This is a genomic window from Marvinbryantia sp. (genome assembly GCF_047017445.1).
Lineage (GTDB): Bacteria > Bacillota > Clostridia > Lachnospirales > Lachnospiraceae > Marvinbryantia.
This window is the reverse complement of the sequence record NZ_JBKXTT010000008.1, coordinates 71,038-95,057: the sequence shown is the minus strand read 5'-3', so window position 1 is coordinate 95,057 and position 24,020 is coordinate 71,038. Positions and strand designations below refer to the sequence as shown.

General features: G+C 47.0%; 22 protein-coding genes and 2 pseudogenes. 5 read left to right on the top strand and 19 right to left on the bottom strand.

Annotated elements, in window-relative coordinates; all coding sequences use genetic code 11:
* Positions 1-92 precede the first annotated feature (92 nt).
* The 7 genes and pseudogenes from ACLU9Q_RS11085 to hcp all read right to left on the bottom strand — a co-directional run bounded on the left by ACLU9Q_RS11085 (position 93) and on the right by hcp (position 7,031).
* Positions 93-1,400 (bottom strand): GHKL domain-containing protein, encoded by a 1,308-nt coding sequence (locus tag ACLU9Q_RS11085; protein ID WP_296831906.1) that lies wholly within the window; start codon positions 1,398-1,400, stop codon positions 93-95.
* Entirely contained in the window at positions 1,400-2,107 is a 708-nt protein-coding gene (locus ACLU9Q_RS11080) for a LytR/AlgR family response regulator transcription factor (RefSeq protein ID WP_296831904.1), read from the bottom strand. The genes ACLU9Q_RS11085 and ACLU9Q_RS11080 overlap by 1 nt, the downstream gene beginning before the upstream one ends.
* Before the next feature lie 137 nt (positions 2,108-2,244).
* Positions 2,245-3,588, bottom strand: coding sequence for an MATE family efflux transporter (locus tag ACLU9Q_RS11075; RefSeq protein ID WP_296831902.1), 1,344 nt, complete (start codon positions 3,586-3,588; stop codon positions 2,245-2,247).
* Positions 3,589-3,721: 133 nt separating this feature from the next.
* Positions 3,722-4,420, bottom strand: coding sequence for a DUF4405 domain-containing protein (locus tag ACLU9Q_RS11070; protein ID WP_296831900.1), 699 nt, complete (start codon positions 4,418-4,420; stop codon positions 3,722-3,724).
* A 43-nt stretch (positions 4,421-4,463) separates the two neighbouring features.
* A pseudogene (locus ACLU9Q_RS11065) lies at positions 4,464-4,709 on the bottom strand (flavodoxin); the annotation flags it as partial.
* 375 nt (positions 4,710-5,084) lie between these two features.
* Positions 5,085-5,300, bottom strand: a pseudogene (locus ACLU9Q_RS11060) (cupin domain-containing protein); the annotation flags it as partial.
* A 57-nt stretch (positions 5,301-5,357) separates the two neighbouring features.
* On the bottom strand, positions 5,358-7,031 hold the full coding sequence (hcp, locus tag ACLU9Q_RS11055) for a hydroxylamine reductase (RefSeq protein ID WP_373216971.1): 1,674 nt from the start codon (positions 7,029-7,031) through the stop codon (positions 5,358-5,360).
* 463 nt (positions 7,032-7,494) lie between these two features.
* Here hcp and ACLU9Q_RS11050 point away from each other — a divergent pair, with 463 nt between their 5' ends.
* Complete coding sequence (locus tag ACLU9Q_RS11050; protein WP_343839908.1) at positions 7,495-8,667, top strand: M20 family metallopeptidase; 1,173 nt, start codon at positions 7,495-7,497, stop codon at positions 8,665-8,667.
* 391 nt (positions 8,668-9,058) lie between these two features.
* On the opposite strand, the gene ACLU9Q_RS11045 is transcribed toward ACLU9Q_RS11050, so the two are convergent.
* The 4 genes from ACLU9Q_RS11045 to ACLU9Q_RS11030 form a co-directional block, all read right to left on the bottom strand.
* Positions 9,059-9,487 (bottom strand): DUF2500 domain-containing protein, encoded by a 429-nt coding sequence (locus ACLU9Q_RS11045; RefSeq protein ID WP_373216970.1) that lies wholly within the window; start codon positions 9,485-9,487, stop codon positions 9,059-9,061.
* Positions 9,488-9,542: 55 nt separating this feature from the next.
* Positions 9,543-9,962 carry a DUF1810 domain-containing protein gene (locus ACLU9Q_RS11040; protein WP_373216969.1) on the bottom strand — a complete coding sequence of 140 codons (420 nt, stop codon included), beginning with the start codon at positions 9,960-9,962 and terminating at the stop codon, positions 9,543-9,545.
* Positions 9,963-10,111: 149 nt separating this feature from the next.
* Positions 10,112-10,588, bottom strand: a complete 477-nt coding sequence (locus ACLU9Q_RS11035) for an Hsp20/alpha crystallin family protein (RefSeq protein WP_158369696.1) — start codon at positions 10,586-10,588, stop codon at positions 10,112-10,114.
* Positions 10,589-10,836: 248 nt separating this feature from the next.
* Positions 10,837-11,652 (bottom strand): hypothetical protein, encoded by an 816-nt coding sequence (locus ACLU9Q_RS11030; protein ID WP_158369867.1) that lies wholly within the window; start codon positions 11,650-11,652, stop codon positions 10,837-10,839.
* Positions 11,653-11,810: 158 nt separating this feature from the next.
* On the opposite strand from ACLU9Q_RS11030, the gene ACLU9Q_RS11025 reads away from it, so the two are divergent.
* The 4 genes from ACLU9Q_RS11025 (at position 11,811) to ACLU9Q_RS11010 (ending at position 13,740) form a co-directional block, all read left to right on the top strand.
* A complete protein-coding gene (locus ACLU9Q_RS11025) occupies positions 11,811-11,984 on the top strand; it encodes a hypothetical protein (RefSeq protein WP_178670005.1) in 174 nt (57 codons plus the stop codon).
* A 129-nt stretch (positions 11,985-12,113) separates the two neighbouring features.
* Positions 12,114-12,293 carry a hypothetical protein gene (locus ACLU9Q_RS11020; RefSeq protein WP_158369694.1) on the top strand — a complete coding sequence of 60 codons (180 nt, stop codon included), beginning with the start codon at positions 12,114-12,116 and terminating at the stop codon, positions 12,291-12,293.
* Between the two features lie 350 nt (positions 12,294-12,643).
* Positions 12,644-13,099 carry an RNA polymerase sigma factor gene (locus ACLU9Q_RS11015; protein ID WP_262575231.1) on the top strand — a complete coding sequence of 152 codons (456 nt, stop codon included), beginning with the start codon at positions 12,644-12,646 and terminating at the stop codon, positions 13,097-13,099.
* A gap of 2 nt (positions 13,100-13,101) precedes the next feature.
* Positions 13,102-13,740, top strand: coding sequence for a hypothetical protein (locus ACLU9Q_RS11010; RefSeq protein WP_158369692.1), 639 nt, complete (start codon positions 13,102-13,104; stop codon positions 13,738-13,740).
* 75 nt (positions 13,741-13,815) lie between these two features.
* Here the strand turns inward: ACLU9Q_RS11010 and ACLU9Q_RS11005 are convergent, their stop codons facing one another.
* The 8 genes from ACLU9Q_RS11005 to ACLU9Q_RS10970 all read right to left on the bottom strand — a co-directional run bounded on the left by ACLU9Q_RS11005 (position 13,816) and on the right by ACLU9Q_RS10970 (position 24,006).
* A complete protein-coding gene (locus ACLU9Q_RS11005) occupies positions 13,816-15,396 on the bottom strand; it encodes a recombinase family protein (protein ID WP_373216966.1) in 1,581 nt (526 codons plus the stop codon).
* Positions 15,389-16,894: a recombinase family protein gene (locus tag ACLU9Q_RS11000; protein WP_178670008.1), complete on the bottom strand. Its 1,506-nt coding sequence runs from the start codon at positions 16,892-16,894 to the stop codon at positions 15,389-15,391. The genes ACLU9Q_RS11005 and ACLU9Q_RS11000 overlap by 8 nt, the downstream gene beginning before the upstream one ends.
* Before the next feature lie 218 nt (positions 16,895-17,112).
* On the bottom strand, positions 17,113-17,511 hold the full coding sequence (locus ACLU9Q_RS10995) for an RNA polymerase subunit sigma-70 (protein ID WP_373216963.1): 399 nt from the start codon (positions 17,509-17,511) through the stop codon (positions 17,113-17,115).
* An 84-nt stretch (positions 17,512-17,595) separates the two neighbouring features.
* Positions 17,596-19,122: a glucosaminidase domain-containing protein gene (locus ACLU9Q_RS10990; protein WP_158369685.1), complete on the bottom strand. Its 1,527-nt coding sequence runs from the start codon at positions 19,120-19,122 to the stop codon at positions 17,596-17,598.
* 47 nt (positions 19,123-19,169) lie between these two features.
* The gene (locus ACLU9Q_RS10985) at positions 19,170-19,577 is read right to left on the bottom strand and encodes a holin family protein (protein ID WP_158369683.1); all 408 of its coding nucleotides are present in this window, start codon (positions 19,575-19,577) and stop codon (positions 19,170-19,172) included.
* Positions 19,578-19,673: 96 nt separating this feature from the next.
* Positions 19,674-21,587, bottom strand: a complete 1,914-nt coding sequence (locus tag ACLU9Q_RS10980; protein ID WP_412625259.1) for a DUF859 family phage minor structural protein — start codon at positions 21,585-21,587, stop codon at positions 19,674-19,676.
* Positions 21,588-21,626: 39 nt separating this feature from the next.
* A complete protein-coding gene (locus ACLU9Q_RS10975) occupies positions 21,627-22,184 on the bottom strand; it encodes a hypothetical protein (RefSeq protein WP_158369679.1) in 558 nt (185 codons plus the stop codon).
* A 13-nt stretch (positions 22,185-22,197) separates the two neighbouring features.
* Complete coding sequence (locus tag ACLU9Q_RS10970) at positions 22,198-24,006, bottom strand: hypothetical protein (protein ID WP_412625258.1); 1,809 nt, start codon at positions 24,004-24,006, stop codon at positions 22,198-22,200.
* Between the last annotated feature and the right edge of the window lie 14 nt (positions 24,007-24,020).

Genomic DNA, 24,020 nt, shown 5'->3' with positions numbered 1-24,020 from the left:
GAAGGTCGAAAAATTTTTCTGGTATATTTGGTTTTGTACGAGGTAAAACTGGTAAAAAACCGGCAGACTTTTTTCGTCTGCCGGTTCAGCTGTTAAGATGTATAAAATAAGATATCCACCTGGAAGCTCTGTTCTTCCGCGCGCATCAACATATCGCCTTTATATTTGTCAACAATATACCGGATGCTCCGCACACCAAAACCATGATATGCTTTATCATCCTTTGTCGTGACCGGAAGTCCATCCTCGAAGACAACTCTGGCACTGCAATAATTATCTATATGAATATGATATCCCTGAACTTTTTTGGCCATCTGGACGCTGATGATTCGTTTTTCTTCATCCGGCTCCTTCATAACACTTTCAATGGCATTATCAAGAAGATTTCCAAAAAGCGCATATACATCGGTTGTGTTCATAAAGTCCAGGGCAGCTCCGTCTATCATACTGCTCAGTTTAATATTGTACTCATCACACAGCAGGCTTTTCTCCGTAAGCACCAGATCCAATGCGTCATTTCCCGTCTGATAAATGTTGTCATAAATTGCCACTGCATTTTTTATACTTTCAATATATTCTTTTTGATCTTTCGAATCTTCTATGCGCGATATTTTGGAAATCCGGTATTTCAAGTCGTGGCATTTAATATTGATGATATTAATATTCTCCTGTGAAAGCTTCTGCTGTTCTTTAAGACTGTGCAGCATATTTTCCATTATCTCGTTCTCATGCAGGATCCGGTTCTCCCTTGACAGGCTGAATGCAACAAACATGGAAAGAGCGCAGCAAAAGATCGCATATAACTTGCATAATACATTGCGCAGCAGCCCCGGCGCTTCGCGGAACATCTGGCTGTCTACCAGCACGCTTAAAAATACAACCGTCAGCAAAATTACCAGTGCCACCATCTCCATGCGGATATCCCTGTCTTTCAGTTCGCTTTTTCCCTCATACCGTTTGATCAGAATAAAATAAACCAGCAGATCAACCAGCAGATACGGTAAAAAACGAATGAAAATAAAATCCCCCAGATTTCCAAACTCCAGTCCCGTCAGTTCCTGAAAAATCATGGATACCGCAAACCCGATATGCTGTGATGCATACCCGCATACACCTGCAAAAAGGATTTCTTTCTTTGAAACCTGAAAGATCCCCCACATCAGTACTAAAGAAAGGCAGAACAGGCTAATATAATAAATGGTATATACGACCGGATTGCTGCCCGGAATACTGGTAAATAGCTGAAACGCCAGCCATGCCGCGAAAAAATAACCGGCGATTCCAAATATTATCCTTATCGGAAAATTTTTCTTCCGTTTCCATGCCCGTTCAAAAAAAGCCTCCGCCATGATAAGCTGCATTGAAAACCGGACACAGGATATAAAATGCATTCCTTCCATTAGTACATTCCTCCCATGTATTTCATAAGCTCCTCTTTAAATTCTTTTCTTCTCTGCCTGCTGATCGGAAGCTGCACATCTTCCAGCCATACCGTATCTTTGGAAGCCCTTGTTACATATTTCAGGTTCACAAGGCATCCGCTGATACTTTTTGAAAAGCCTTCCCCTTTCAATACATCCTCTGCATCTGCCAAAGTCCCCCTTATCCGGAATGATTCGCCTTTTGTATGATATACAAGATAATTTTTATCTTTTTCTATATAAGTGATCATAGATGTTCTGAGCTTAATAACCGTGTCTCCTGTATCAATAACGATTTCCTTTTCCGTATTCTTCTGCGAAAAGCGTATCGCTTTTTTAAGTTTGTCTGTAAATATGTAGTATTTCACTGGTTTAACAATGAAATCTATTGCATTCACCTCATACCCTTTTATCGCATACTGTGCCATATTCGTTACAAAAATAATCCCAACCGACTGATCGATCCGCCTGATACGGCGTGCTGCTTCCAGCCCATCCAGATGCGGCATTTCAATATCCAGAAATACGACGTCAAAGCTCCCATCATAATCCTCCACAAAATTCAGCCCATTACAAAATTCCTTTGCAGAAACCGGAATATGCTCCTCTGCCGCATACCTTTCCAGATAAGATTTCATTAATTTCAGATGCTCCCGGTCATCGTCTACTAACGCGATCCTGATCATGCTCCTTCCTCCCCCTGACACTTTAGAAAATATCGAATTTCTAAAAGATCCATTTTTATTCTGGATATTCTTTTTCCCTCCATATATAGATTATATCAAACGTTAGTATGAACCGGTCAACCATTTTATCAATATAGTTATATTACCTGAAAAGTTTTCCACTTCCCGGACTTCTGTCTCCAGAAGAAAATAACCGCCCGGACGACCCAGTCACTGACCATTGCAATCGCAATTCCTATGACGCCCATTTGCAGGACAACCCCTAAAAGCCAGGACAGCAGCAAACGCACTGCTATGGTGGATATGACCGAAACATACATGGTGAACTTCACATCACCTGCAGCCCGCAGTCCGTTGCTGAGCGCACCGGAAAAGGGATAGGCGATGGCGTTGAACAGATTGTGGATCAGAACCAGCCAGATCACAAGCTGCTTTGTATCCGGCTCCAACGCATAGAATCTCATAAATAAGGGGGTCAACAGGAAAATCAGAAAATTCCATACCGACGAAAGCAACAGCGTGATCTTTGTCAATTTCTTAAAATAAATTTCTGCGGCCTGTATATCCCGGTTTCCCATACACTGTCCAATGACGGTGATAAACACCGGCCCCATAGCAACACCGGCCAGTGCAGCCAAAGACCAGATACTTTGCGCCACGCCGTTTGCGGCAATCTGATAAGTACCAAAAAGCGCCACAATACTGCTTAAAGCCACCTTTACCAACTGGAAAACGCCGTTTTCCAGCCCATTTGGAATGGCAATCTTTAAAATATTCCGCATAAGCTCCACGTTCCACTGAAAAATCCATCTCCGTGCATAGGTGACGCCATTCTTCCTTTGAAAACAAAGAAATGTGATTGCAACGGCAGAGAATGTCCGGGAGATCAGAGACGGATACGCAACGCCTGCAACACCTGCGTGAAGCACAAACACTCCGATCAGATTCCCAATCACATTGATGATATTAGAAACTACGGACAAATACATGGTTACGCTTGTTTTCCCAATACTCCTAAAAAGAGCTGCGCCGGAATTATAAACCGCCAGAGCCGGATAAGAATAGGCGGAAATACGCAGGTAGGTAATACACGCCTGCATTACATCGTCTTCTACTTTTCCAAACATCAGACGGAGCATTCCCTCATTCCCAATCAGCACAAGTGCCGAAACCAATGCGGAAAAAATCACAGAGAACAACAGGAGCTGGCTCGCAGATTCCCCTGCAGCATCCGCCCTCTTTCTGCCAATGTACTGGCTGATTACCACCGCTCCACCGGATGCCAGCGCCGTAAACAGATAAATAAAAATCGTGTTAAACTGATTTACCAGAGAAACGCCGGAAACCGCCGCTTCTCCGGCATAGCTGACGACCAGGGTATCCGCCATGCCCACAAGCATAACCAGCAGCTGCTCTAAAAATAGCGGGATAATCATATCCTTTAATGCTTTATTTGAAAATAGCTCCGTCTGCTGATTCATGCTGTTTCCTCCCTCTATATAAGAAAATCCCTGCCTTCATCTGCCGGCAAAATTTGATTTGTTTCCAGCCATTTTGTTATATCATCAGGCAGGCTGTCTCCACCTGAGTAATGTACCGATAATGCTTCTCCCATCAGGGCATCCGGTCTTTCGAGTGTTTGCCGGAAATCCTTCCAATTCCCCGGACTATATAAAAGCTGACAAAAATCCAGAATCCCATCATCGCAATGTACTCTGCGAATACGGATATTGCGCTCTGTTCAAAATCAAAAAATACAAACTGATTTTTCAGGAGCATATAAGAAACAATGTCCTTTTGGATAAAGCAGAACAGCCCATATCCGGCAATTACGGCGGCGGCCAGCCGCAGCCCCCACACCGCCGTACCCGGCAATTTCCTGCCTTTCAGGAGCCTCTTAAACATTCCCACGATCATTCCCCAGTGCATTCCCAAATGGATGCTCATCAGCACAATCCCCCAGTAGGCGGCTGCCATGTGCATACTTCTTGCAGTCGCCATCGGCCCGCTTATAGGAAGCGCTGCAAACACATGGCGGGACATGACGATTCCGCTATATCCAAGGCAAATCATAGAAATGAGCACACTGAAATTAACGATTGTCTGTACCATGCGCAGAGGCTTGTATTTCCCCTTGAACAGATTGCCATACCACCGGATATTGAGGATATGATGTGCGATAAACAAAAGCAGCATCCCGGCGCCAAACCACTCATGAAGCGCTTCCCCGATGATTTGATATGCCATCAGGCAGAGCAGCAGCGCTGTCATCAGGAGATCAATTCCCATCTTGATTTTCATTTTGGGTTTCATGAGTCATTCATCCTTTCACATCACTTAAAATTTCTTTATCTGATTATTCTCCCAGATTCAGACCAAGACCGTTTACCCATTCCATGACGGTATCCTGGGAATCGCTGCCATTCAGACGTCTTCCTTCCAGCCATGTGGCGCCACTGGTAAGCTGTTCCAGATTGGAAGCGCTGGAGCCAATGCCGCTGCCGCCGGAAGTGCAGAAAGGAACAATGGTCTTACCGGAAAAATCATAGCTTTCCATAAAGGTGCTGACGATTCTCGGTGCCTCTCCCCACCATATTGCGTAATCAAATTGATACAATTCCAAAATCGGAGCTATCGTTTTTTGAGTATACGAAAACGCCCATGGTTAGGGCGTTTTCTGTAATGTCGGATGCACCCTCGTAGGTGCTGTTATCGTTTTTCGAGTAGGGATTGTATCTTTTTCGTGAGCCTTGAGGGTATAATTTAACGATACTATCGTTTTCTGAGTAGGAATCGTTAAATTTGCACCCTTGGGTTTGAAAATGCACCCTATCGTTTTTTGAGTAGATATTGTTCCTTTTTTGCGACTGCCTATATAAAAATTTAACGATAGCGCCTTTTCATGTCTGCTATCGTTAAATTTGAGCCTTTTACCTGAAAATTTCCCTATTGTTAAATTATCAACCTGACAGGATATTCAAAAAGAAACCGTCAATTGCATTTTGAACCGTTCCTCTCCGTACACTGCATGCGGAACATCCTTAGGCATAATGAGCGTTTCTCCCTCATTAAGAATAAATATTTTGCCCCCTACGGTGAATTTCCCTATGCCTTCCAGCACAGTTACCATCGCATCCCCACCGGATGCATGGGTGGAAATTTCTTCTCCTTTATCGAAGGAAAACAGCGTTATCTCCTATACCATCATAAACGGCTGGAGAGGCAGCCCTCACCCCCTGATGCAAATTCCTTAAATATTCTGTTTCAGGCAGTTCTTAATATCATCCTCCGCATTACTGATCAGCCGCAAATCAAAAGTGTCCACCAGATACTGCAGCACATTCGGACTCAAAAATGCCGGCAGGGTTGGACCCAGATAAATACCTTTTATTCCCAGACTCAGTAGCGCCAGCAAATCAGCAACTGCCTTTTGCTCATACCAGGATAAGATCAATGACAGCGGCAGCCCATTTACATCGGTATCAAAAGCATCTGCCAGGGCTGTCGCAATCTGTATTGCAGAATATACATCATTGCACTGCCCGACATCCAGAAGCCTGGGCAAGCCCGCTACTTCTCCAAATTCCAGTTTATTAAATCTGTATTTTCCACATGCCAGCGTTAAAATCATGCAGTCTTCCGGAACCAGCTTTGCAAACTCTGTATAATAATTTCGTCCGGGTCTTGCTCCGTCACAACCGCCAATCAGAAAGAAATGCCTGATTTTTCCCGCCTTTACAGCCTCCACGATTTTTTCAGCATAACTTAATGCGGCATGATGCCCAAATCCAACCAATATCTCCTGCGGCTCCTGATCTTCCGGATAACCGCCCAGTTCTATTGCCTGTTGAATGATTTCACTAAAATCCTTGTCCCCGTTTTCTTTTCTGCCGATGTGCTTTACTCCTTCCCATCCTACCACATTCGTGCTGTAGATCCGGTCTTTATAACTCTCCCTTGGCCGCATCAGGCAGTTCGTGGTCATCAAAATACATCCCGGAAGGTTGTCAAACTGCTTTTGCTGATCCTGCCATGCCCCTCCGAAATTTCCCACAAGATGAGGATATTTTTTTAATCCCTCATACCCATGACATGGCAGCATTTCTCCATGCGTATAAATATTGACTCCTTTCCCCTTTGTCTGTTCCAGCAGCATTTCCAGATCCTTGAGATCATGACCTGAAACAATAATAAAAGGCCCCTTCTTCATATGGATATTGACCTTGTGCGGAGCTGGATTTCCGTAAACCTCCGTATTTGCTTCATCCAGTTTTTTCATGACCGCAATTGCCATTTCTCCGGTACGCATGGTCATCCGGATCAGTTCTTCTACTGTAAGGCTATCGTCTGTGAGAGCCTCCAATGCCTGAATATAAAAATCATCTACCTGGTCACTGTAATAGCCCAGTTCTCTCGCCTGATGCCCGTATGCGCTGATACCTTTTAGTCCGTATAAAATCGTTTGCCTCAAAGAACGAATATCCGGATCTAAGGATTTATCATACATAATTCCTGCCAGATGCGCATCCTTTAACATCTCCGTCTTTGTTTCCGGAAGATCATAAGAAGCATGGGCAGTATGATTTTTAATCTCCCCTGCCCTTTCCCTTAAATTTTCTTTGATTTCCTGTGATTTTCTCAGCAATTTCACATGTTCCTTAGCATCAAAATTGACATTTGTAAGCGTGGTGAAAAGAATGTTTTCAATAAAACTTATCACGCTTTTTTCAATCTCCTGTCCAGCTGCCGCCAGTGATTTTCCAAAACAGCTGATCCCTTTGATCTGAAAAATCAATAAATCCTGCAGATTGGCAATTTCCGGTGTTTTTCCACAAACGCCTAACTTTGTACAGCCCTTTCCATTCGCTGTCTGTTCACACTGATAACAAAACATCTCATAACCTAAATCCATGTTATTGCTCATATACTGACCTTCCTTATCATTCATTTTTGTGATATAGTATTAGCCAGCATAAAAAAAATATACTTATCACAGGAAAAACTTCCCATATAGCAACTCTCTCTTCTGCCCGGGCTTTATCTCTTGTAGAACAGCCCATACACGCAACATAATTTCGCTCCGCCAGAAATAAAACATCCCCCGTATTATAAAACAGTAGTGTTTATAGACTTTCCCCAAGGTCTGTATGCTATACTACTGTGTTATATGGCTCAACACACCATTCTGAAGCATCCCCATTCCATGTAACACCGGCTTTTGTTACGTCTACCCATGCGGCTTGCTAAAACTTTTGTGATGCCCAGATGCGTCTTTTTTGTAAATAGTGGGCAAACTATAAACATTGTTGACGTTATCAACGCCGATTGCTATAATTTTCTCAATATATGTTTATTAATTTTTCGCAGCAAATTAAGGAGGTATGATTATGGATTTTTATAAACGGGCGCTGGCACTGCGTGAAGAAACTATCTCTCACCGCCGTTGGCTGCACCGCAACGCAGAAGTGGGCCTTCATATGCCAAAAGGACAAGCCTATATTATGGATCAGTTGAGAGGACATGGATTGGCTCCACATCCCTGCGGGCATGGAGTGACTGCGGAGTTGGGCAAGGAAGGGGGCAGAACAATCCTGCTCCGAGCGGATATGGATGCACTGCCTATGCCGGAGGAAAGCGGCGAACCCTTTTCCTGTCCAACCGGCACAGAGGCTCATACCTGCGGCCATGATTTCCATGCAGCCATGCTGCTGACAGCGGCAAAGATGCTGAAAGAAAATGAATCCATGCTGGCTGGCAGGGTCCGGTTTATGTTCCAGCCTGCGGAAGAAACCTTTGAGGGTGCGAAAGATATGCTGGCGCATGGGATACTGGAGGGTGTGGATGCAGCTCTAGCCTATCATGTCGGTTCTGGCAGGATGCCTGTGGGCTTATTCATGTACAACAGCGGCGGAACCATGATGTACTCTGTGGATGGTTTCCGAATCACAATCCATGGACGGGGTGCTCACGGCGCATATCCGCACAGTTCCATCGATCCAATCAATATCGGTGTTCATATGTACCTTGCCTTTGAATCGTTGATTGCGCGGGAAGCAGATCCCAGCAAATCCTGTGTGCTAACCATCGGCAATTTTTCCGCAGGTTCAGCACCCAACATCATCCCGGATACTGCCGTCCTCCAAGGAACCTTGCGCACCAATGACAGTGCCAGCCGCGAGAAACTGCTTCGGCGGCTGAAGGAGGTTGTTCACAAGACTGCGGAGGTATTTGGAGGATCGGCAGAGATTGAGATGATTTCTGAGGTGCCGCCGTTAGTATGTGATCCTGATATGACGAACGAAATAGTGGACTATATGAAAGAACTGCCAATCCCTGGTCTGACTCCTGTTCCTGACACATCAGCCAGTGCTTCTGAGGACTTTGCGAATATTGCAGAGAGAGTCCCCAGCGTATACATGTATCTTTCGGCAGGATATATGGATGAACGGGGAGATGCTCCTGCACACAATCCGAAAGTTCGGTTCAATGAGGATGTTTGTCCAATCGGCTCCGCTTGTTTGGCGCACTGTGCAGTCCGCTGGCTGGAAGAACACCAATAAATAAGATAAGGACATCCTGTTGAAGACTGGTATTTTTCCGAATATCCTGAATATGCGACCGAGATGAATATTCTTGCGGCTCGAAATCTCGAATCTGGAAATTTGGAAATCAGAGTTCCAGTACTCGGAAATCGCCTTTTTGTGCTTGATTACGTGTTCGTTTCTATGAGAATATTCGTCAAGGCCTTGCCGCATCTGCGGTACGCAGCAGCCTTTACGAATATTCTCGTAGAAATTATAATTCAGTATGCACAAATGTGAATCTAAAAAGTGATTTCCATATCACCAGACTTCACAATAGTCGGGGCAACGTATTACCATATGCAGATACTCATTTTTTATAGAAATTGAATGTTTCTTTGACACAAATAAGATCTAAATAACATCTTCCTCATCGAATTTTGCTAAAATCACATCCTTCATTACGTTCAAAAGATAAATACCTTGTCCCCTGCAAGGACAGCTTTCCACAATCTCCCTCCGCTAACATACCATACTCTGAGCTGTTAACAGAAAACTCCATCCGGTCTCCACTTTCAACCTGAAATGTCACATAGTACCACGTAGAAGAAGATGTACTATATCCATGCACTCCCGTCGCATCACCAGCATTTGCATGACTGTGGTGCGTAACCTCTGTTCGTTTGGATACAATCACTGCCGATACAGACAAATGCGGAGACTGATTATTTTTATTCCACGTACTGATTCCTTTCACAGCCGTTACAATAAAGGTTCCAATGACGATTACAAATACTATAGTAAACATGATTTCAAATGCACCGAAACCCATGTCAAATCCGCCATAACCAAATCTCATTTCAGTTCCTCCCTATTTGTATCTGGAAACCATACACATTTATTAGTTTCAAAAATTATCCTCTCAAAATCTCCACAGTTCTCTGATCCCGTTCCCCATGGAAGAACTTGTCCAATACCTTCTGGAATACTTCACATTCCGGTTTTGCCAGAGCAAATAAGGTCATGGAAGATTTCAGTTTCAAGTTATCCGGCCGGCCCATCACTTCGTCCGCATCATTGGATTTTATCTCCAGAAGTGCCTGAGATATTTCAATCAGATTCGTTCCAAGCGTGTAATCTTCCATATATGCTTTCGCTTCTTCCATATTCTTAATAGCATAATACCGGGCAGTCTCACTGTAGCCAAGCCCCGCTATCTGCGGAAAAATAAACCACATCCAATGGCTGCGCTTCTTCCCGGATTTTATCTCCTGCAAGGCAGTTTGATAATAAGTCTGCTGTGCGATTAAAAATCGCTCTAAATTGTTATCCATTCTCTGTTGCCTCCTCTGTTTGCCATTATTCTACCACAGGTCAGGCTTTTTTCCTACCACAAACAAAAAAAAGCCCGGAGCCGGACGGTTTCACACACACCGCGCCGAACTCCGGGCTGCCTGGTTTTAATTTATATTAAGAGGTGCCGTTATCCCTCGATGGCAATATATTTCTTTTCTTCAACCTCCGGCTTCCTTGTTTCTGCCTTCGGAATGCTCAGTTTCAATACCCCGCTTTCATATTTCGCATGAATATCTTCCTGCTTTACATCCTCCCCGACATAGAAAGACCGGCTCATGCTGCCTGCATAACGCTCCCGGCGGACAAATCTGCCTGTTTTCTTTTCCTTCTCGTCCTTGTCAAGCCCCTTCGCCGCGCTGATTACCAGATAGCCATCTTTCAGCTCCAGGGAAAGTTCGTCTTTCTTAAAGCCTGGCAGATCAATGTCCACCTCATAGTGGTCGTCATGTTCCTGCACATCGGTCTTCATCATATTCGCCGCATGGCGTCCATACAGTTTCCGCTCCGCTTTACGCATCGCCTTATCGTCAAAGGACGGGAAATCAAAAAAGTCATCAAAGAAATCGTCAAATAAGTTCTCTCCAAAAATACTAGGTGTCATCATAAGTCATCGCTCCTTTTCCTAATTAAAAACATCTTGTTAATTGGAACTGGGGATGATTGGGAAGAAACCGGAACCCTTTTCTGGTTCCTTTCTTTCCTTCTCCTTTGTTCTATCTGTGTTATAACACTTTTATTAGCGCTCGTCAAGAGTGAGTGCTAATAATTTTTGTGAATTTTCTGTGAACTGTTATTCACACGTATGTAATTAACCCAAAAACTATCTGCTTTTATATCCATGCTTTTTCCCACCTATTTCGCATACCGCACTTCTATTTCATAATCTCCCTCGTCATACTCCACCTGCAGTTCATAATCCCCGATCTGCACACTTCCGTCATCCACAGCGTAAAACTTCTGTCCTTCTGCGTCAAAGATCACGAATTCTTCTACCAGCTGGTTTTCAACTGTTTCTAACATCTCCCGGATACAGTCATCACAAAATAACGATTTCATTCTCTGGACGCTGACAATCCCTCGTCCCCTCTGCACTGTCACAGTTCCTTCCTTATTCTCCGGAGTTTTTGTGATATGCAGACTTGTCTGGCTTACCTCATCATATCCAAAGCTCATGCTCATGTAACCATATTCGCCAGCGTCCGGATTCGCCCCTTTTTCAAATAAATCTAGGTCATACAGTTCTCCCGTATTGGTACACACAAGGTACACCTGTGACGGGAACCCTTCTCCGCATGTCCGGCAGATGTCTGCCGTATTGGGAATATAACGGATATAGTTCTCTATTTCCTGCCCATATTCAGAAAACACCAGATCATGCCGTATGGTCTTTGCAATCTCCTCATATTCATCCTTCGTGGCAGAACCCATATATGTGGCTACCATTTCCATAAGTTCTTCCATATCTTCGCTGTTCTGGCGGCTCACCCGGATGTTACTGAACGCAATCGAAAAACTGCAAAGGGCGACCACGGACATGCAGACCATAAAAGCTCCATACCACAGTTCCCTTTTATCCGACTGGCTCAAATGCTTCACATAAGGATCATACTCATCATCCCTCCAGAATTTCCTCCATTTTGCCTTTATCCATTGGCACAACCTTTTCATACTCCACACCTTATCACTTTCTTCACTCTTATCACTCTTTCTTTTGTTTTCACTACTCTTACAATATAAAGTGCTATCACTTACCTATCAAGTGACTGTATATTTCACATCCAATTTCGATTACCATTTACCTATACTAAAATTGGAGGACAGGGAATATGGCAACCAATAAAAGAGTATTTACTTTACGTTTGTCAGATGAAGTATTCGATAAAATCGGCATTCTGGCTACCAGCGAACACCGCTCCTTAACCAACTATATTGAATACATACTGATCAAACATTTAGAAGATGTGGAAAAAGAGCATGGAGAAATTAAAATGGAAGAATAAAGACTGCCATCTGTGTCTACTTTTTCACTTTTTGATGTAAAGTGCTATCACTTAGCTGTCTAGTGAACGTATAAATTTACCGCATATTGGTATACCATAAATTCATACCCGGAACGGAGGGCAAGGGAAATGGCAACCAACAAGCGTGTATTTACTCTGCGTCTGTCGGACGAAGTGTTTGACAAAATCGGGATTCTTGCTACAGATGAACACCGCTCTATGACGAATTACATTGAATATGTACTGATCCAGCATCTGGAGCAGATAGAAAAAGAACGCGGGGAGATCAAGACAGACCAGATACAATAACAAAATTAAGATAACCAGGTCAGTTTGATATACCTGGTTATTTTTATTGAAAAAAAACTGGCAGTTACTTCATAGTTGCAACTGCCGGTTTTTTCACGTTTCAAAACTATATCCGTACCCACCAACGGTCTTTATGTTGTATTTATTCATTTCCCATTTTTCTGAGTATCTGGCTAATCAACTGCCACCTTCTCCAGCCCCTTTCCACATTTTCATATGGACACATATTCCTTTATCGATAATAATAAACAAGACGGCATTTCAATTTATAGTTCAGCTATTTGAAATTTTATAAAATAATAATGTCACCGCATTAAGCTCTATGGTGTGTTCTATATAAAGAGGTAAAGATGATGAGAGCAGAAACATTATTTACTGAGCATATGGATCTTCTTTATCGAATGGCGCTATTCATGCTATCAAATACCCATGACGCTGAAGATGCCGTTCAGGAAACCTATGTGAGATATTTATTAAAAAAACCAAAGTTGAAAGATGAAGAGCATGCAAAAGCGTGGTTAATGCGCGTCTGCATCAATATATGCAAAAACCAAATCCGATACTGGAAACGTCATCCTTCTTCCCCTATTAGTGAAACGGATATATCTGAAACCACTTTAGGTGAACAGGAAATTTTGAGGGAGATTTCCTTATTACCCACAAAATATAAATCCGTTATCATTTTACATTCCATAGAAGGTTATTCGGTAAAGGAAATTTCAAACATATTAAAAATATCTGATGCTGCGGTAAAAAAACGGCTACAGCGGGCTCGTGAGCAATTAAAATTAAAAATAGGAGAATGACAATGAATGAATTGAAAACTGAAATCATGCTAAGTGAAAAGAAAAAAGTCCAGATTATTGAAAATGCACACCAAATTGCCAAGCAAAGGAAGAAGGCATTAAAATTGCGTTATTGCAGTGCTGTTTTTTTATTGCTTATCATTGGAATAACAGGATTTTTTGCGAATGGGCATTACGGGATAATGGATGAGTATCCGATTAAAGTATATGCCCAGGATCTATCCGGAGCCAGCGAGATTGACTTAATACCGGATAAAACATTTACGCTTGAAAAAATACAAACGCCTTTAGGTGAAGGATATTCTCTCTATATATCGGCAAACGACGGTTATTATTGTGAAACCATCTGTAATGACTCAGACGATGGCTTAGAACAGATTTTTTCAGACGAAGATTATATATACTGGATTCCTGATTATTGGAAAAATAAGGATATGAGGATTTACGATGCAGAAGGAAATATATTAGATCCGCAGGATTTGTTTTCAGTTTCAGATCAAACAGCAACCATTACTTATTGTGTATATAATGAACGTGACAGCTTGCAGTTTCAGATGACCGTTTCACTCCGTGAAATAGATGGGGTAGGAAAGGGAGAAATTCTTAGCTTGGTAAGTTATCCAGAACTGAAAACAGAATAAACTGTGCTATACATTAACAAAAATAAGCCCCGGAACCAGCATCTCCACACTGAATTCCGGGGCATCCCTCTTTTCCTATATTCTTGTCTCAACCTCCGCGCCATTCCGAAAGGCAAACACCACCCTCCCGTCATGGTACACTGTTGCATAATCCACCAGGCTGTGGAACAGCTTCACTTCGAATTCCAGCGGCAGTTCCTCCAGTTCACTCAGTTCAAACAGGAACCCGCTGAAAATGTCAAACTTGATTTCCCGGCTCTCCCGGTCTTTTTTCAGGCTGTCCATCCGGCTCTCTAAAGCTGCGTACTTATTCACATATCCCTCATACTTCCTGCGGTAATCGTTCTGATCCAGTTTCCGGGTTGCGTTTTCCACAATCAGCTTCTGGATCAGCCCGGTGACTACCTCCATCTCGCTACTGACGGATTCCAGTTCCTTCTCAATGGTGCTGCAATCCCCAAGTACATCCATCACTGCACGGCAGTCATCCATGACCGTCTCCCGGTTTTCCAGTAGCCGCCCCAGCGCCTCCAGAAATAACTCCTGTATCCGCTGTTCGTACAGATGCGGCGTAGTACACTTGCTCTCTCCCTTAAACTTGGCGTTGCACTGCCAGATGGTGCGTTTATACTTGCTGTTAGAGTGCCAGACCTTGGAACCGAAGAATTCCCCGCAGTCTCCGCATTTCAGCTTTGCAGAAAACGTTCCGCAGCAGTTATGGCTCCGCCCCATGTTCCTCCTGCGTTCCATCTCCAGCTGTACCATCTGCCACTCTGCAGGTGCGATGATGGCGTCATGGCTGCCTTCCACATAATACTGCGGAACCTCGCCCTCATTCACTTTCCGCTTCTTGGAAAGGAAGTCCACCGTATAGCACTTCTGGAGCCTGGCATCGCCCTTGTACTTTTCATTGGTCAGTATGTTCTCAATCGTCCGGTGCTGCCACCGCTGTTTCCCGGTCGGTGTGGGGACCTTCTTTTCCATCAGGTACTTTGCAATGGCGTAAGGCGTCTTTCCCTGCATGAACATCCGGTAAATAAGCCTTACAATTTCTGCCTCCTCCGGCACGATCTCCATCTGCCCGTCCTCCCCTTTCTGGTAGCCGAGGAAAGAGCTGTAGGCGATGCTGACTTTGCCGTCTGCAAACCGCTTTCTCTGGCCCCAGGTCACATTCTCTGAAATGGACCGGGATTCTTCCTGCGCCAGGGAGGACATGATGGTGATCAGCAGTTCCCCTTTGGAGTCCAGAGTGTAAATGTTTTCTTTCTGGAAGTACACCTCCACGCCCTTTTCCTTTAGTTTCCGCACCGTGGTAAGGCTGTCCACCGTGTTCCTTGCAAACCGGGATACCGACTTGGTGACGATCAAATCGATCTTTCCGTCCAGCGCATCCTGTATCATCTGGTTAAAGCCGTCCCGGTGCTTGGTGCCGGTTGCGCTGATACCCTCATCGGTATACACGCCGACAAACTCCCATTCCGGGTTATTTTTAATGTAGTTAGTGTAATAATCCACCTGCGCCTCGTAGCTGGTCTGCTGCTCCTCACTGTCCGTGCTGACACGGGCATATCCGGCGGTCTTTTTCTGGACCACGGCATCTTTCCTTATTCCGGTGTGGAAATTCCTGGTTGCCGGGATCACTGTCACATTAGCCATCGTTCTGCGCCCCCTTTCCTGTTTCCTTTGCCCGCATTTCTTTCATCAGGCGGCTCACCGTCTGCCTGTGCCCCTCTGATGCTTCCCGGTCATTCCAATATGCTTTCATCTGCTCACTCTGCCGTCTGCGCTGCTCCTCCGGGAACTCGCGGTCTTTCCAGTATTCCTTCATCCGCTCACTTTGCTGCCTGCGCTGTTCCTCTGTCCGTTTCCTGCCAGAATTTTTCCGGCTGATCTGCCTCTTCTGCTCCTCTGTGCAGACATGCACGGTTTCATGCTCCCGCCACTGTTTAACGGTTTCCTTGCCATTCTTGAAACAGAATACCAGGGTGCGGTCTTTCTCTGCCCGGATAACCGTTATTTTATCCCTGACGGCATCCTCAGTAACTTCCCCACTGAGTATCTCTGCGGTAAGCCGTATCAGTTCTTCCTCCGGGATGATCTCTGCGTCACAATGTTTCAGCCCCTCTTTTCTCCGGGTCCTGCAGGTCCATGTCCGGTAACTTTGTGTACCTGACCTCACATAATTTTTCCCGCAGCAGCCGCACCGGACCATGCCAGTGAAGGGATATGTCTCACACTTTTTTCCTTCCGGGCTTTTATATCTCTCCGCTCTGCGTTTGATCTCTTCCTGCACCTGGTTGAAGGTATCCATGTCAATGATCGCCTCATGGGTGCCTTCCGCAAGGTACATCGGTTTTTCACCCTGGTTGATGATGCACTTTTTCGTGATGTGGTTCTCACGGTAGGTCCTCTGCTGGAGAAGGTTTCCGGTATAGGTGTAATTACGGAGCAGCTTTAAGATCGGGCTCCTGTTCCACTGATTCCCCAGCCTCGTCTTGATTCCCATGGCATTCAGCCGGTCCCGGATAGCGGTTGCCCCAAGCCCCTCCAGATACCAGTCAAAAATCATCCGCACGGTTTGTGCTTCTTCCGGCACGATCTCAAAGCGCCCGTTCACGTTGCGGTAACCAAGAAGCGTACTGCTCCATGGCTTCCCTTCCTCAAAATTCTTCTTGATGCGCCATTTCTGGTTCTCGCTTGCCGACCGGCTCTCCTCCTGTGCATAGGATGCCAGGATGGTCAGCATGAACTCCCCGTCTGTGCTCATGGAATGGATGTTCTGCTCTTCAAAGTAAACATCTACGCCCATCAGCTTCAGCTCCCGCACCGTCTCCAGCAGCGTTACCGTATTTCTGGCAAACCGGGAAATCGACTTGGTCAGTATCAAGTCAATCTTCCCCGCACGGCAGTCGGAAAGCAGCCGCACAAAATTTTCCCTGGTGTCCTTGGTTCCGGTTTTTGCCTCATCCGCATAGACCCCGGCATATTCCCATTCCCCATGGCTCTGGATCAGCTCACTGTAATAACTGACCTGCGCCGCCAGCGAATGGAGCATGGCGTCCTTTCCGGATGACACACGGCAGTAAGCCGCCACGTTTTTCTTTTTTGGAATCTCCGGTACGTTAAAAGCCACCCGTGTCACTTTTCTGCCCATGTTATCCCTCCTTGTATCAATTTCCGCCATCTTTGGCGTACCATATTCATCACTCTAAAGCGGAGATATATCAAGCGGTTTCCGCGAAAATACTATCCAAAGATAAGCCGTGGCGTCTGGCAATGATTGTGTATGCTTTCCTCCGGTCTGCTGCCGTAAGATGCCCGCCCGAATACAGGCTGTCAATCAGGGAAAGGGACACCCGGTAGACCATCAGGTTATCCGCTGAATACTTTTCCTGCGAGTTTTTTTCTGTGGTTTCCGTAACATTTCCTGCTGCAGAACTTCCTTCTCTGATTCCCATAGCTCTCAAACTCCTTTCCGCAAAACTGGCACACCAGCGTGTAATATGCCTCTTTTTTGATCTCCGACTGGTGGCTGTTCCACCATTGGTTACGGCATTTATCCGAACAGAACTTCTTCTCCTTCCGCCCTTCCTTCTGCACCACTGGTTTCCCACACTGCGGGCAGACACGGGAGGTGTCTGCTTCCGGGTGCCGGCGCAGATAAGATTTTACTGTGTTCAATGGCAAGTTTAGCGTTTCCGCGATTTCCGCCGCGCCCTTGCCCTGCTGTCTCAAATCATTCAGTTTTATAATATCCTGGTTCTTCATCATACCCCTCCACTACAAAAGCCCATGTAAAAATGATGCCCGCTAAGGAAATCTTCCTCAGTGGGCACCGTTTTTATTACTTTTTACTTATACCTTCTGTGCATGGTCCAGCGAAATCCAGCCATCACGGTTCTTCTGGTACGCTTTCAAAAGCCCCCACTTGGATGCGCCGGGGCCGTCCGCTTCCTCTACAATCGTAAAGATACCCTTTCCCGTGTACTTCCCGGTCTTGGCCTTATCGATGCCGGGGCCTTTGCGAATACGCAGGTCAGAGGCTGACACCTTCACCAGATACGGCTGAAAGGCAGCCTGTTTTCCGGTATAGATATTCCTGCCGGATTCATCGAACACGGAATACCCCGCATTCTCATCTGCACACTTCTTCGCATTGGCAAGGCTGTGGAATGCGCCTTTCTGGGATGCTGCGTCTGCCCAGGTTTTACGCACACGGTACCAGACTTCCGCAGTTCCGGCATTTGCCACGTCATACTGTGTCAGCTTCCACTTCTCAATGATGGAGCAGAGGTTCTCCACATAGGTCGGGGAAGTTGCATATCCGCCATCCTTGATGATCTGCACCGCTTTCTTATAGTCCGTGCAGCCTTTCAAGCCATCATAACGCAGTTTCGCACCATTCTTCGCTCCCAAAAGATACGCGGAATGGTCTGCAATGGATTTCTCCACGGACGGATATTTGCGGAAATCTGCCGTTACCGTCATATATGCACCATTCTCGTATTCCTGTGTTTTCTTGGTGTAGATGGAAGTGCCGTCCCAGGTGGAACCACTCCAGGTATTCCCGGACAGGGACTTCTTCATGCCAAAGCAGTTGTTGGCGTTCTGTGCCAGTTCACTCTTCCCGTATCCGCTCTCCAGAATAAACTGTGCCAGGGATACCGATGCCAGAATACCGCTTGTCTTCTGGTCTGCGGTAAACAGCGGCCCCACCTTGGCGATCACATCTGCCTCAGAGAGATTTTTAAGGGCAGACGCCTGCAGGCCGGAAGTTCCAGTGCTGCTGCCAGAACTGCCAGAGCCATTCATCTTCGCCTTTACTGCTTTGCGGAATCCATCCATGGTGTAGCCCATGCCGAGTCCATTCCACAGATGCTCCGGGTCTCCGTGGTTAGAAGCAATGCCCCGGCTGTGCCCCTCCCTGTGGCTGATGATGACGCCATCAGCGGTCGGGTTTAAGTTGTACTGCTTACAAAGCATAGCAAACAGTTCCACCGCCGCCTCATACGTTCTCTTTGCCACAGCCTTTGCCGTTGCTTTATCCGAGCAGGTAAAGTTACTGCCCGATGTGTACTTGATGCACGCCGGTTCGCACATTTCCACTCCGATATGGGTATTGTTTCCGCTTCCCTTACTGCCGGAACCACAGTGCCAGCCACGATGATTCCATGGAAGCGTCTGATACACCGTGCCGTCGTTGCCGTCAATAAAACCATGCACACAGGCATTATTATAAGACGGGCTGTTCCACGAATTGATAAACACCGATGCCTTGGGCTGCGGGCATCCTACGGAATGGAGCATCAGCCCCTTGACCGTGATCTTTCTCCCTGCCGTATAACAGGGGTTTTTAGTCAAAATACTCTGTACTAATTTCATAATCCTGTCCTCTCTTTCCAAAGGAAAAAGCACCGGAAACCCGATGCTTACTCTCCCTCTTTCCCATCTTTCAACTGTTCCAATACATCCTTTAACTTCTGCGGCACGGGTAGCCCAAGGACCGATGCGTTCTCCAGGATGCTGATCCCTTCATTGGATAAATAAAAGAAAATCACCGCCGTACGGATGACGCTCCCGTTTTGAATGACATAGGCATCCACGATATGCCCCACCGCCACCAGTGCGAAGATAACCACTTTCTTAAAAATCCCGTGGAAACCCACCTCGCTGGACAGCTTCTTATTCAGAACCGCAGCCATGACGCCCGTCAGGTAGTCCACCACCACGAACACAATCAGGGCGTACAGGAATCCGTCAAAACCTCCCATGACAGCGCCCACCGCCCCTCCAAGTGCCGCGAATGCGTACTGTGCCGCTTCAATAAAATTTTTCATGCTCCGTTCCTCTCTTTCTTTGATTTTTGTATTGAAAAAGGCAGCCGTCCCGAAGGATGAACTGCCTGTTTTCCACATTCGTTTTATTTTTTTATATTAAGCCGTCCGTTTCCACATATAGCAGACGATATACGGCTGAAGGTTTGAATGCGCCCCACCGCCTCCCGTATTGGCATTCGTGCCTTTCGCGGTAAGTGTATGGGTATGCGCGCCCGCGCTGTTTGTTGGGGATGTTCCCCCTGCGCCGGACACTCCCGCGCTGTGGACAGTATACGTGCTTGAGCCTGATGCACCATCCCCGTCACGACCGACATTGTGGGTATGCGCCCCTTTGCTGCTTGTAGTAGCGGAACTTCCGGTAAACGTATGGGTATGTGCAGGCATCTGTGCAGTTGTCAGTGTAACCGTTGCCGCACCACCGGTCTTTTCCACTGTATTGAAATTCCCGTCTGCGGTATTGATACCCACAGGTACCCGCCCTGCGCCCCAGGCTACCCATGTTCCGCCAAAGTAAGCGGACGGGTTAGTGGCATTGACGCTCATATAGATACTGCCCACCGGATACAGCGTCTTAATGAAGGACTGGATATAATCTTTTAAAAGTTTCCCATACACCCGGACATCCCAATCCTCCGCAACCTCGAAGGTATTATCCTTCTCCGATACCTTCCCAACAGCCACTCCCTTACCGCCTCTCTTAAAATCCATGACCACGGCTGCCGTAGAAACGATGTCCTGGATAGCAATGGTGGTAAAGGCATCTGTCAGCGTATATTTGATGTCATAGGAGGTCTCCGTGGAGATGTTTCCGCCGCCAAAAGTAAACGCCGTACCGGAACTGAAAGCGGCATTGGCATTCGTCCACGCGGTATCCGATGCCTTTTTGTAATAGGTGGCGCGGGTAATGGTGTTTTTACTGCTGCATGACGCATAACTGTAGGAAACCAGTCCCCGGATATACGTCCCGTCATCATTAACAGTTCCATTGCTTAAGCACCGCTGTGAGAGGTAGCTGGCAAAGGACGGCGGGGAATAGGCCACCACCGAAATGCTCACCGTGGCCGCTGCTGACACCCGCCCCCTGGAATCCGTCACCGTCGCCGTAAAAGTAACCATGCCGGAAGTATTCAGGAACCCCGTTGTAAAACTGGACGCCGTACTGGTGTAGCCGCCGCCCGTAATGGAATAGGAAGAAATCGTGGAGCCGTAGCTTCCCGCCGCCCCGTTAATGGTAAGCGTTGCTTTGGACTTCGTCTGCACATAGATCCCCCAGGTACCCGGCACCGCCCCGTCCACCCTGGCAGCAGTCAAACTGGTAATGGTAGGTTTTATTGAAGCCGGGACGGTCAGTGTCAGCGTACACGTCTTACTTCCAATCTTCGTACTGCCGTTATAAGTCGTACAGGTGACCGTGCAGGTTCCGGTCACCGCTTTGGGTATCTGGCTTGCCAGTGAAAGGGGCGGTGTCCAGGATACCGATGTGGACGTGGTCTTTGTGGCTATCGTCCCGGCAGCCGTGCCGAAGGTATAGGTCAGCGTGTGGGTAAAGGAAGAAGAGGCACGGCTGATGGCAATGGCCGTAGCAGACCCCATCGTTGCATTAGGGGTAGAAACACTGGACGCCCTTGCAATGGAATCCAGCGTAATATTGGCGCTTGCGGTAATCGACTCATAATACGTCCCGCTTAACGTCGCCCGGATATAGAACACCGCGCTCATGGTCAGGCTTTTTGTGCCGTCACTGTTATGGTTCACGGTCTGTGTTACAGTTCCCAGAAGGTGCGTGCCTGTACCGTTGACTGCTGGTGACTCATAAATCTGTGCGGTTCCGTTGATCGTTATGGAATTGTCCGAACGGCCATAAATAGACAGACTCCAGTCATTGACCAGATAGGCTTTCGCTGTGACCGTGCTGGTATTGGCAGATATATTTTTTGTCTGCGTCCAGTCCACCCGCAGCACATAATGCCCGCTGTGGATGGAACCGGAAAAGCTGCCGCTGGATGCCATTTTGCTTTTCCTCCTTCCCCACAAAAATAAAAACTGCTGTTATCCCGCCGGGTCACGCCATTTGATAGACAGGTTCCCGTTGGCTCTTGGGATAAAATCAAACCATCCCCGGCTCTCATTACCCAGGGACAGCTTGTTCCGTATCTCCGCATTGGTGATCACAAGGCTCTGATTGGAAATGTAGGCAATCTTCTGTCCGTTCTCCTTAAAGGCCAGCTCCTCGTTGGAAAGCTCCGCCGTGAACGCATTCCCGACCTTCCCAAGCTCGATCAGCGCCCCTTTAAACCGGATATACTCCTCCAGAAGCGTCTGGTTTGCAGACACATTGTTGATGATCTCATTGGTGATAGCGGTAAAATCCATGCGGATCTCGCTGCTGTTCTGGGTGATGCTCGCCTGGAAGTCCTGCTGGATGCTTTCCAGCTCAGACTTTGACAGGTACATCTCCCGGACAGAACTCTGAATCTGCTCGGAGGTCTTTGTGATCTCCGAGTAGCACTCCCGCACGTTGACCTTTAAGGCTTCCACGCCCTCCACCGCGTCGTCATACGCCTGCACGTTCTGGAACGTATGCTGGCAGACCGTTAAAAGCGCCATGCCCGCCACCCCCCTAATTAGACACATCACACTGTAGGGTGGCGATGCTGTCAATGTCATCCGCAGATAAATAAATGACTTTTCCAGTCTTTCCAAAGGCAGCCTCCCTGCCGTCCTTATCCTGCTTATACCAGGTGTAGGTAAGACTCTGCTTTTCTGTTGCCGCTGCCCACGTAGTCCCGTTATACTTCATCAGCGTGACTGTTTTCGCTGTATGGTCGATCTTGTACCAGAACATCCCGTTTGTAGGCGTGGAAGGGGCTGTCTCGCTGATATTGCCGAGCAGTGCATCCACTTCCTTCTGGTTGGTACGGACGATCACATAGGGAACCAGACCGCCCAGGTTATTTTTTACGGTAAAGCCGCCGATGGAGAGCATCTCCGATACATAGGGATCCGACTTATCCTCCACCGTGATCACATCCACATAGGACTTGCCGCCATAATTCATGGTGCACCGGTAAGACTGGATATTCACGATATCCGCGCCGGAAACCATCAGCGTATCAGACGTTGCCCCGCTGATATCTGTCCATTTTCCGGCTGTGTATTTCGACCACTGGTAAGTCGCACCTGTGGTGATCTCCGTTGTGCCGCTGTAGGCGGATGTTGCCAGTACCAGGGAACCGGACTGGTTTTGTACGATAGTCCCGTTTGGTGCGTAAACAGAGAACACCACCGCACTGGCCCCGTTGCTTCCCTTATTGGATTTCGTCCAGGCAAACTTCTTCACCACGCTCTTTCCTGAAATCGTAAAGGTCAGGTCAATGGTTCCAGTCAGCACCGATGCCCCGCCCAGGGTGGCATTGGCGGCAAAGGTAAGCACTACGGAACCTGAAGCAGACGCCGTGGCTGCCGTATTGGATTTTACGGTCACTCCGGTGGGCAGGGTTCCCACTGTACAGGTACATGGGGTCTGCGTAATGCCTACATACCCGGTAAAGGGAATCGTCACATCCACGGCAGCCTGTACCGCACCTCCCGTGGTGCAGGCAATGTTCTGCGCCTCATTTCCAAGGATGACGGACAAACCTCCCGCGCCTGCCTGCCCCGGCTGTCCCTGCTCCCCGTCATACATCTTCGTGATGGAAATGGTGTCGAACACATCCGCATCATCGGTCACCAGCTTGATCTGCGCCACGTTGTTGAAGAACACTGCGTGTGCGGGCTTTACTACCAGCGTCCCGCCGGTAATACTGGTATTGTCCGAAGTGGTCGGATAATCCGTCCACACACCGGAACTGTTCAGATACTGCCACTTGCTGACCGTTACCCCCTGGACCTGTGCAGACAAAGTCGCCTGCGTTGCCCCTACCAATGCAGAACTGGTATTGTATTTGAACACATAGGTATCCGCCGTCACATAGGCCAGTTTTGCGTTCTCCGCATTCTTTACCAACGTATAGGTAATGTCAGAAGAAATATTGACCGTATTCTTCGTTTCCGAATCATAGTAACTGATATAGCAGATATAAGTGATCATCCCGGAGGAAGATGCGGAGAGCTTGTTCTGGCTGACCGTCAGGATGCCGCCGGACACCGTTTCTCCCGATGACAGGGCGCTCTCTGCCCCCGTTCCGTCTTTGCGTTTCCATGAAATGGTCAGCCCGGATGCGTCCAGCGCCACGTTGGTCTGGTCTAAGAAGATCACCGGGGTCAGCACCAGATGGGATGTTTCCCAGTTCGGCGCATAGGCGTGGGGCAGGGTGTTCGGGTCCTCACTCTGCGTCTTCGGTAAATTGGATGTGATATAAGCCGACAGTTTCCGCTGATCTGTGATGTCCACGAAAGTCTGCTGGCTGGATGTTAAGATAGTAGGCATTTGTGTTCCTCCTT

Bases quoted from the DNA above. Each gene is read 5' to 3' on its own strand.
- ACLU9Q_RS11075 (WP_296831902.1), bottom strand. From the start codon at position 3,588: ATGAATCAGCAGACGGAGCTATTTTCAAATAAAGCATTAAAGGATATG.
- ACLU9Q_RS11080 (WP_296831904.1), bottom strand. From the start codon at position 2,107: ATGATCAGGATCGCGTTAGTAGACGATGACCGGGAGCATCTGAAATTA.
- ACLU9Q_RS11045 (WP_373216970.1), bottom strand. From the start codon at position 9,487: ATGAGATTTGGTTATGGCGGATTTGACATGGGTTTCGGTGCATTTGAA.
- ACLU9Q_RS10990 (WP_158369685.1), bottom strand. From the start codon at position 19,122: ATGAAATTAGTACAGAGTATTTTGACTAAAAACCCCTGTTATACGGCA.
- ACLU9Q_RS11005 (WP_373216966.1), bottom strand. From the start codon at position 15,396: ATGGCTAATGTGACAGTGATCCCGGCAACCAGGAATTTCCACACCGGA.
- hcp (WP_373216971.1), bottom strand. From the start codon at position 7,031: ATGAGCAATAACATGGATTTAGGTTATGAGATGTTTTGTTATCAGTGT.
- ACLU9Q_RS11000 (WP_178670008.1), bottom strand. From the start codon at position 16,894: ATGGGCAGAAAAGTGACACGGGTGGCTTTTAACGTACCGGAGATTCCA.
- ACLU9Q_RS10975 (WP_158369679.1), bottom strand. From the start codon at position 22,184: ATGGCGCTTTTAACGGTCTGCCAGCATACGTTCCAGAACGTGCAGGCG.
- ACLU9Q_RS11015 (WP_262575231.1), top strand. From the start codon at position 12,644: ATGATGAGAGCAGAAACATTATTTACTGAGCATATGGATCTTCTTTAT.
- ACLU9Q_RS10970 (WP_412625258.1), bottom strand. From the start codon at position 24,006: ATGCCTACTATCTTAACATCCAGCCAGCAGACTTTCGTGGACATCACA.
- ACLU9Q_RS11040 (WP_373216969.1), bottom strand. From the start codon at position 9,962: ATGGATAACAATTTAGAGCGATTTTTAATCGCACAGCAGACTTATTAT.
- ACLU9Q_RS11085 (WP_296831906.1), bottom strand. From the start codon at position 1,400: ATGGAAGGAATGCATTTTATATCCTGTGTCCGGTTTTCAATGCAGCTT.
- ACLU9Q_RS11070 (WP_296831900.1), bottom strand. From the start codon at position 4,420: ATGAAACCCAAAATGAAAATCAAGATGGGAATTGATCTCCTGATGACA.
- ACLU9Q_RS10980 (WP_412625259.1), bottom strand. From the start codon at position 21,587: ATGGCATCCAGCGGCAGCTTTTCCGGTTCCATCCACAGCGGGCATTAT.
- ACLU9Q_RS10995 (WP_373216963.1), bottom strand. From the start codon at position 17,511: ATGATGAAGAACCAGGATATTATAAAACTGAATGATTTGAGACAGCAG.
- ACLU9Q_RS11030 (WP_158369867.1), bottom strand. From the start codon at position 11,652: ATGAAAAGGTTGTGCCAATGGATAAAGGCAAAATGGAGGAAATTCTGG.
- ACLU9Q_RS11025 (WP_178670005.1), top strand. From the start codon at position 11,811: ATGGCAACCAATAAAAGAGTATTTACTTTACGTTTGTCAGATGAAGTA.
- ACLU9Q_RS11020 (WP_158369694.1), top strand. From the start codon at position 12,114: ATGGCAACCAACAAGCGTGTATTTACTCTGCGTCTGTCGGACGAAGTG.
- ACLU9Q_RS10985 (WP_158369683.1), bottom strand. From the start codon at position 19,577: ATGAAAAATTTTATTGAAGCGGCACAGTACGCATTCGCGGCACTTGGA.
- ACLU9Q_RS11010 (WP_158369692.1), top strand. From the start codon at position 13,102: ATGAATGAATTGAAAACTGAAATCATGCTAAGTGAAAAGAAAAAAGTC.
- ACLU9Q_RS11035 (WP_158369696.1), bottom strand. From the start codon at position 10,588: ATGATGACACCTAGTATTTTTGGAGAGAACTTATTTGACGATTTCTTT.
- ACLU9Q_RS11050 (WP_343839908.1), top strand. From the start codon at position 7,495: ATGGATTTTTATAAACGGGCGCTGGCACTGCGTGAAGAAACTATCTCT.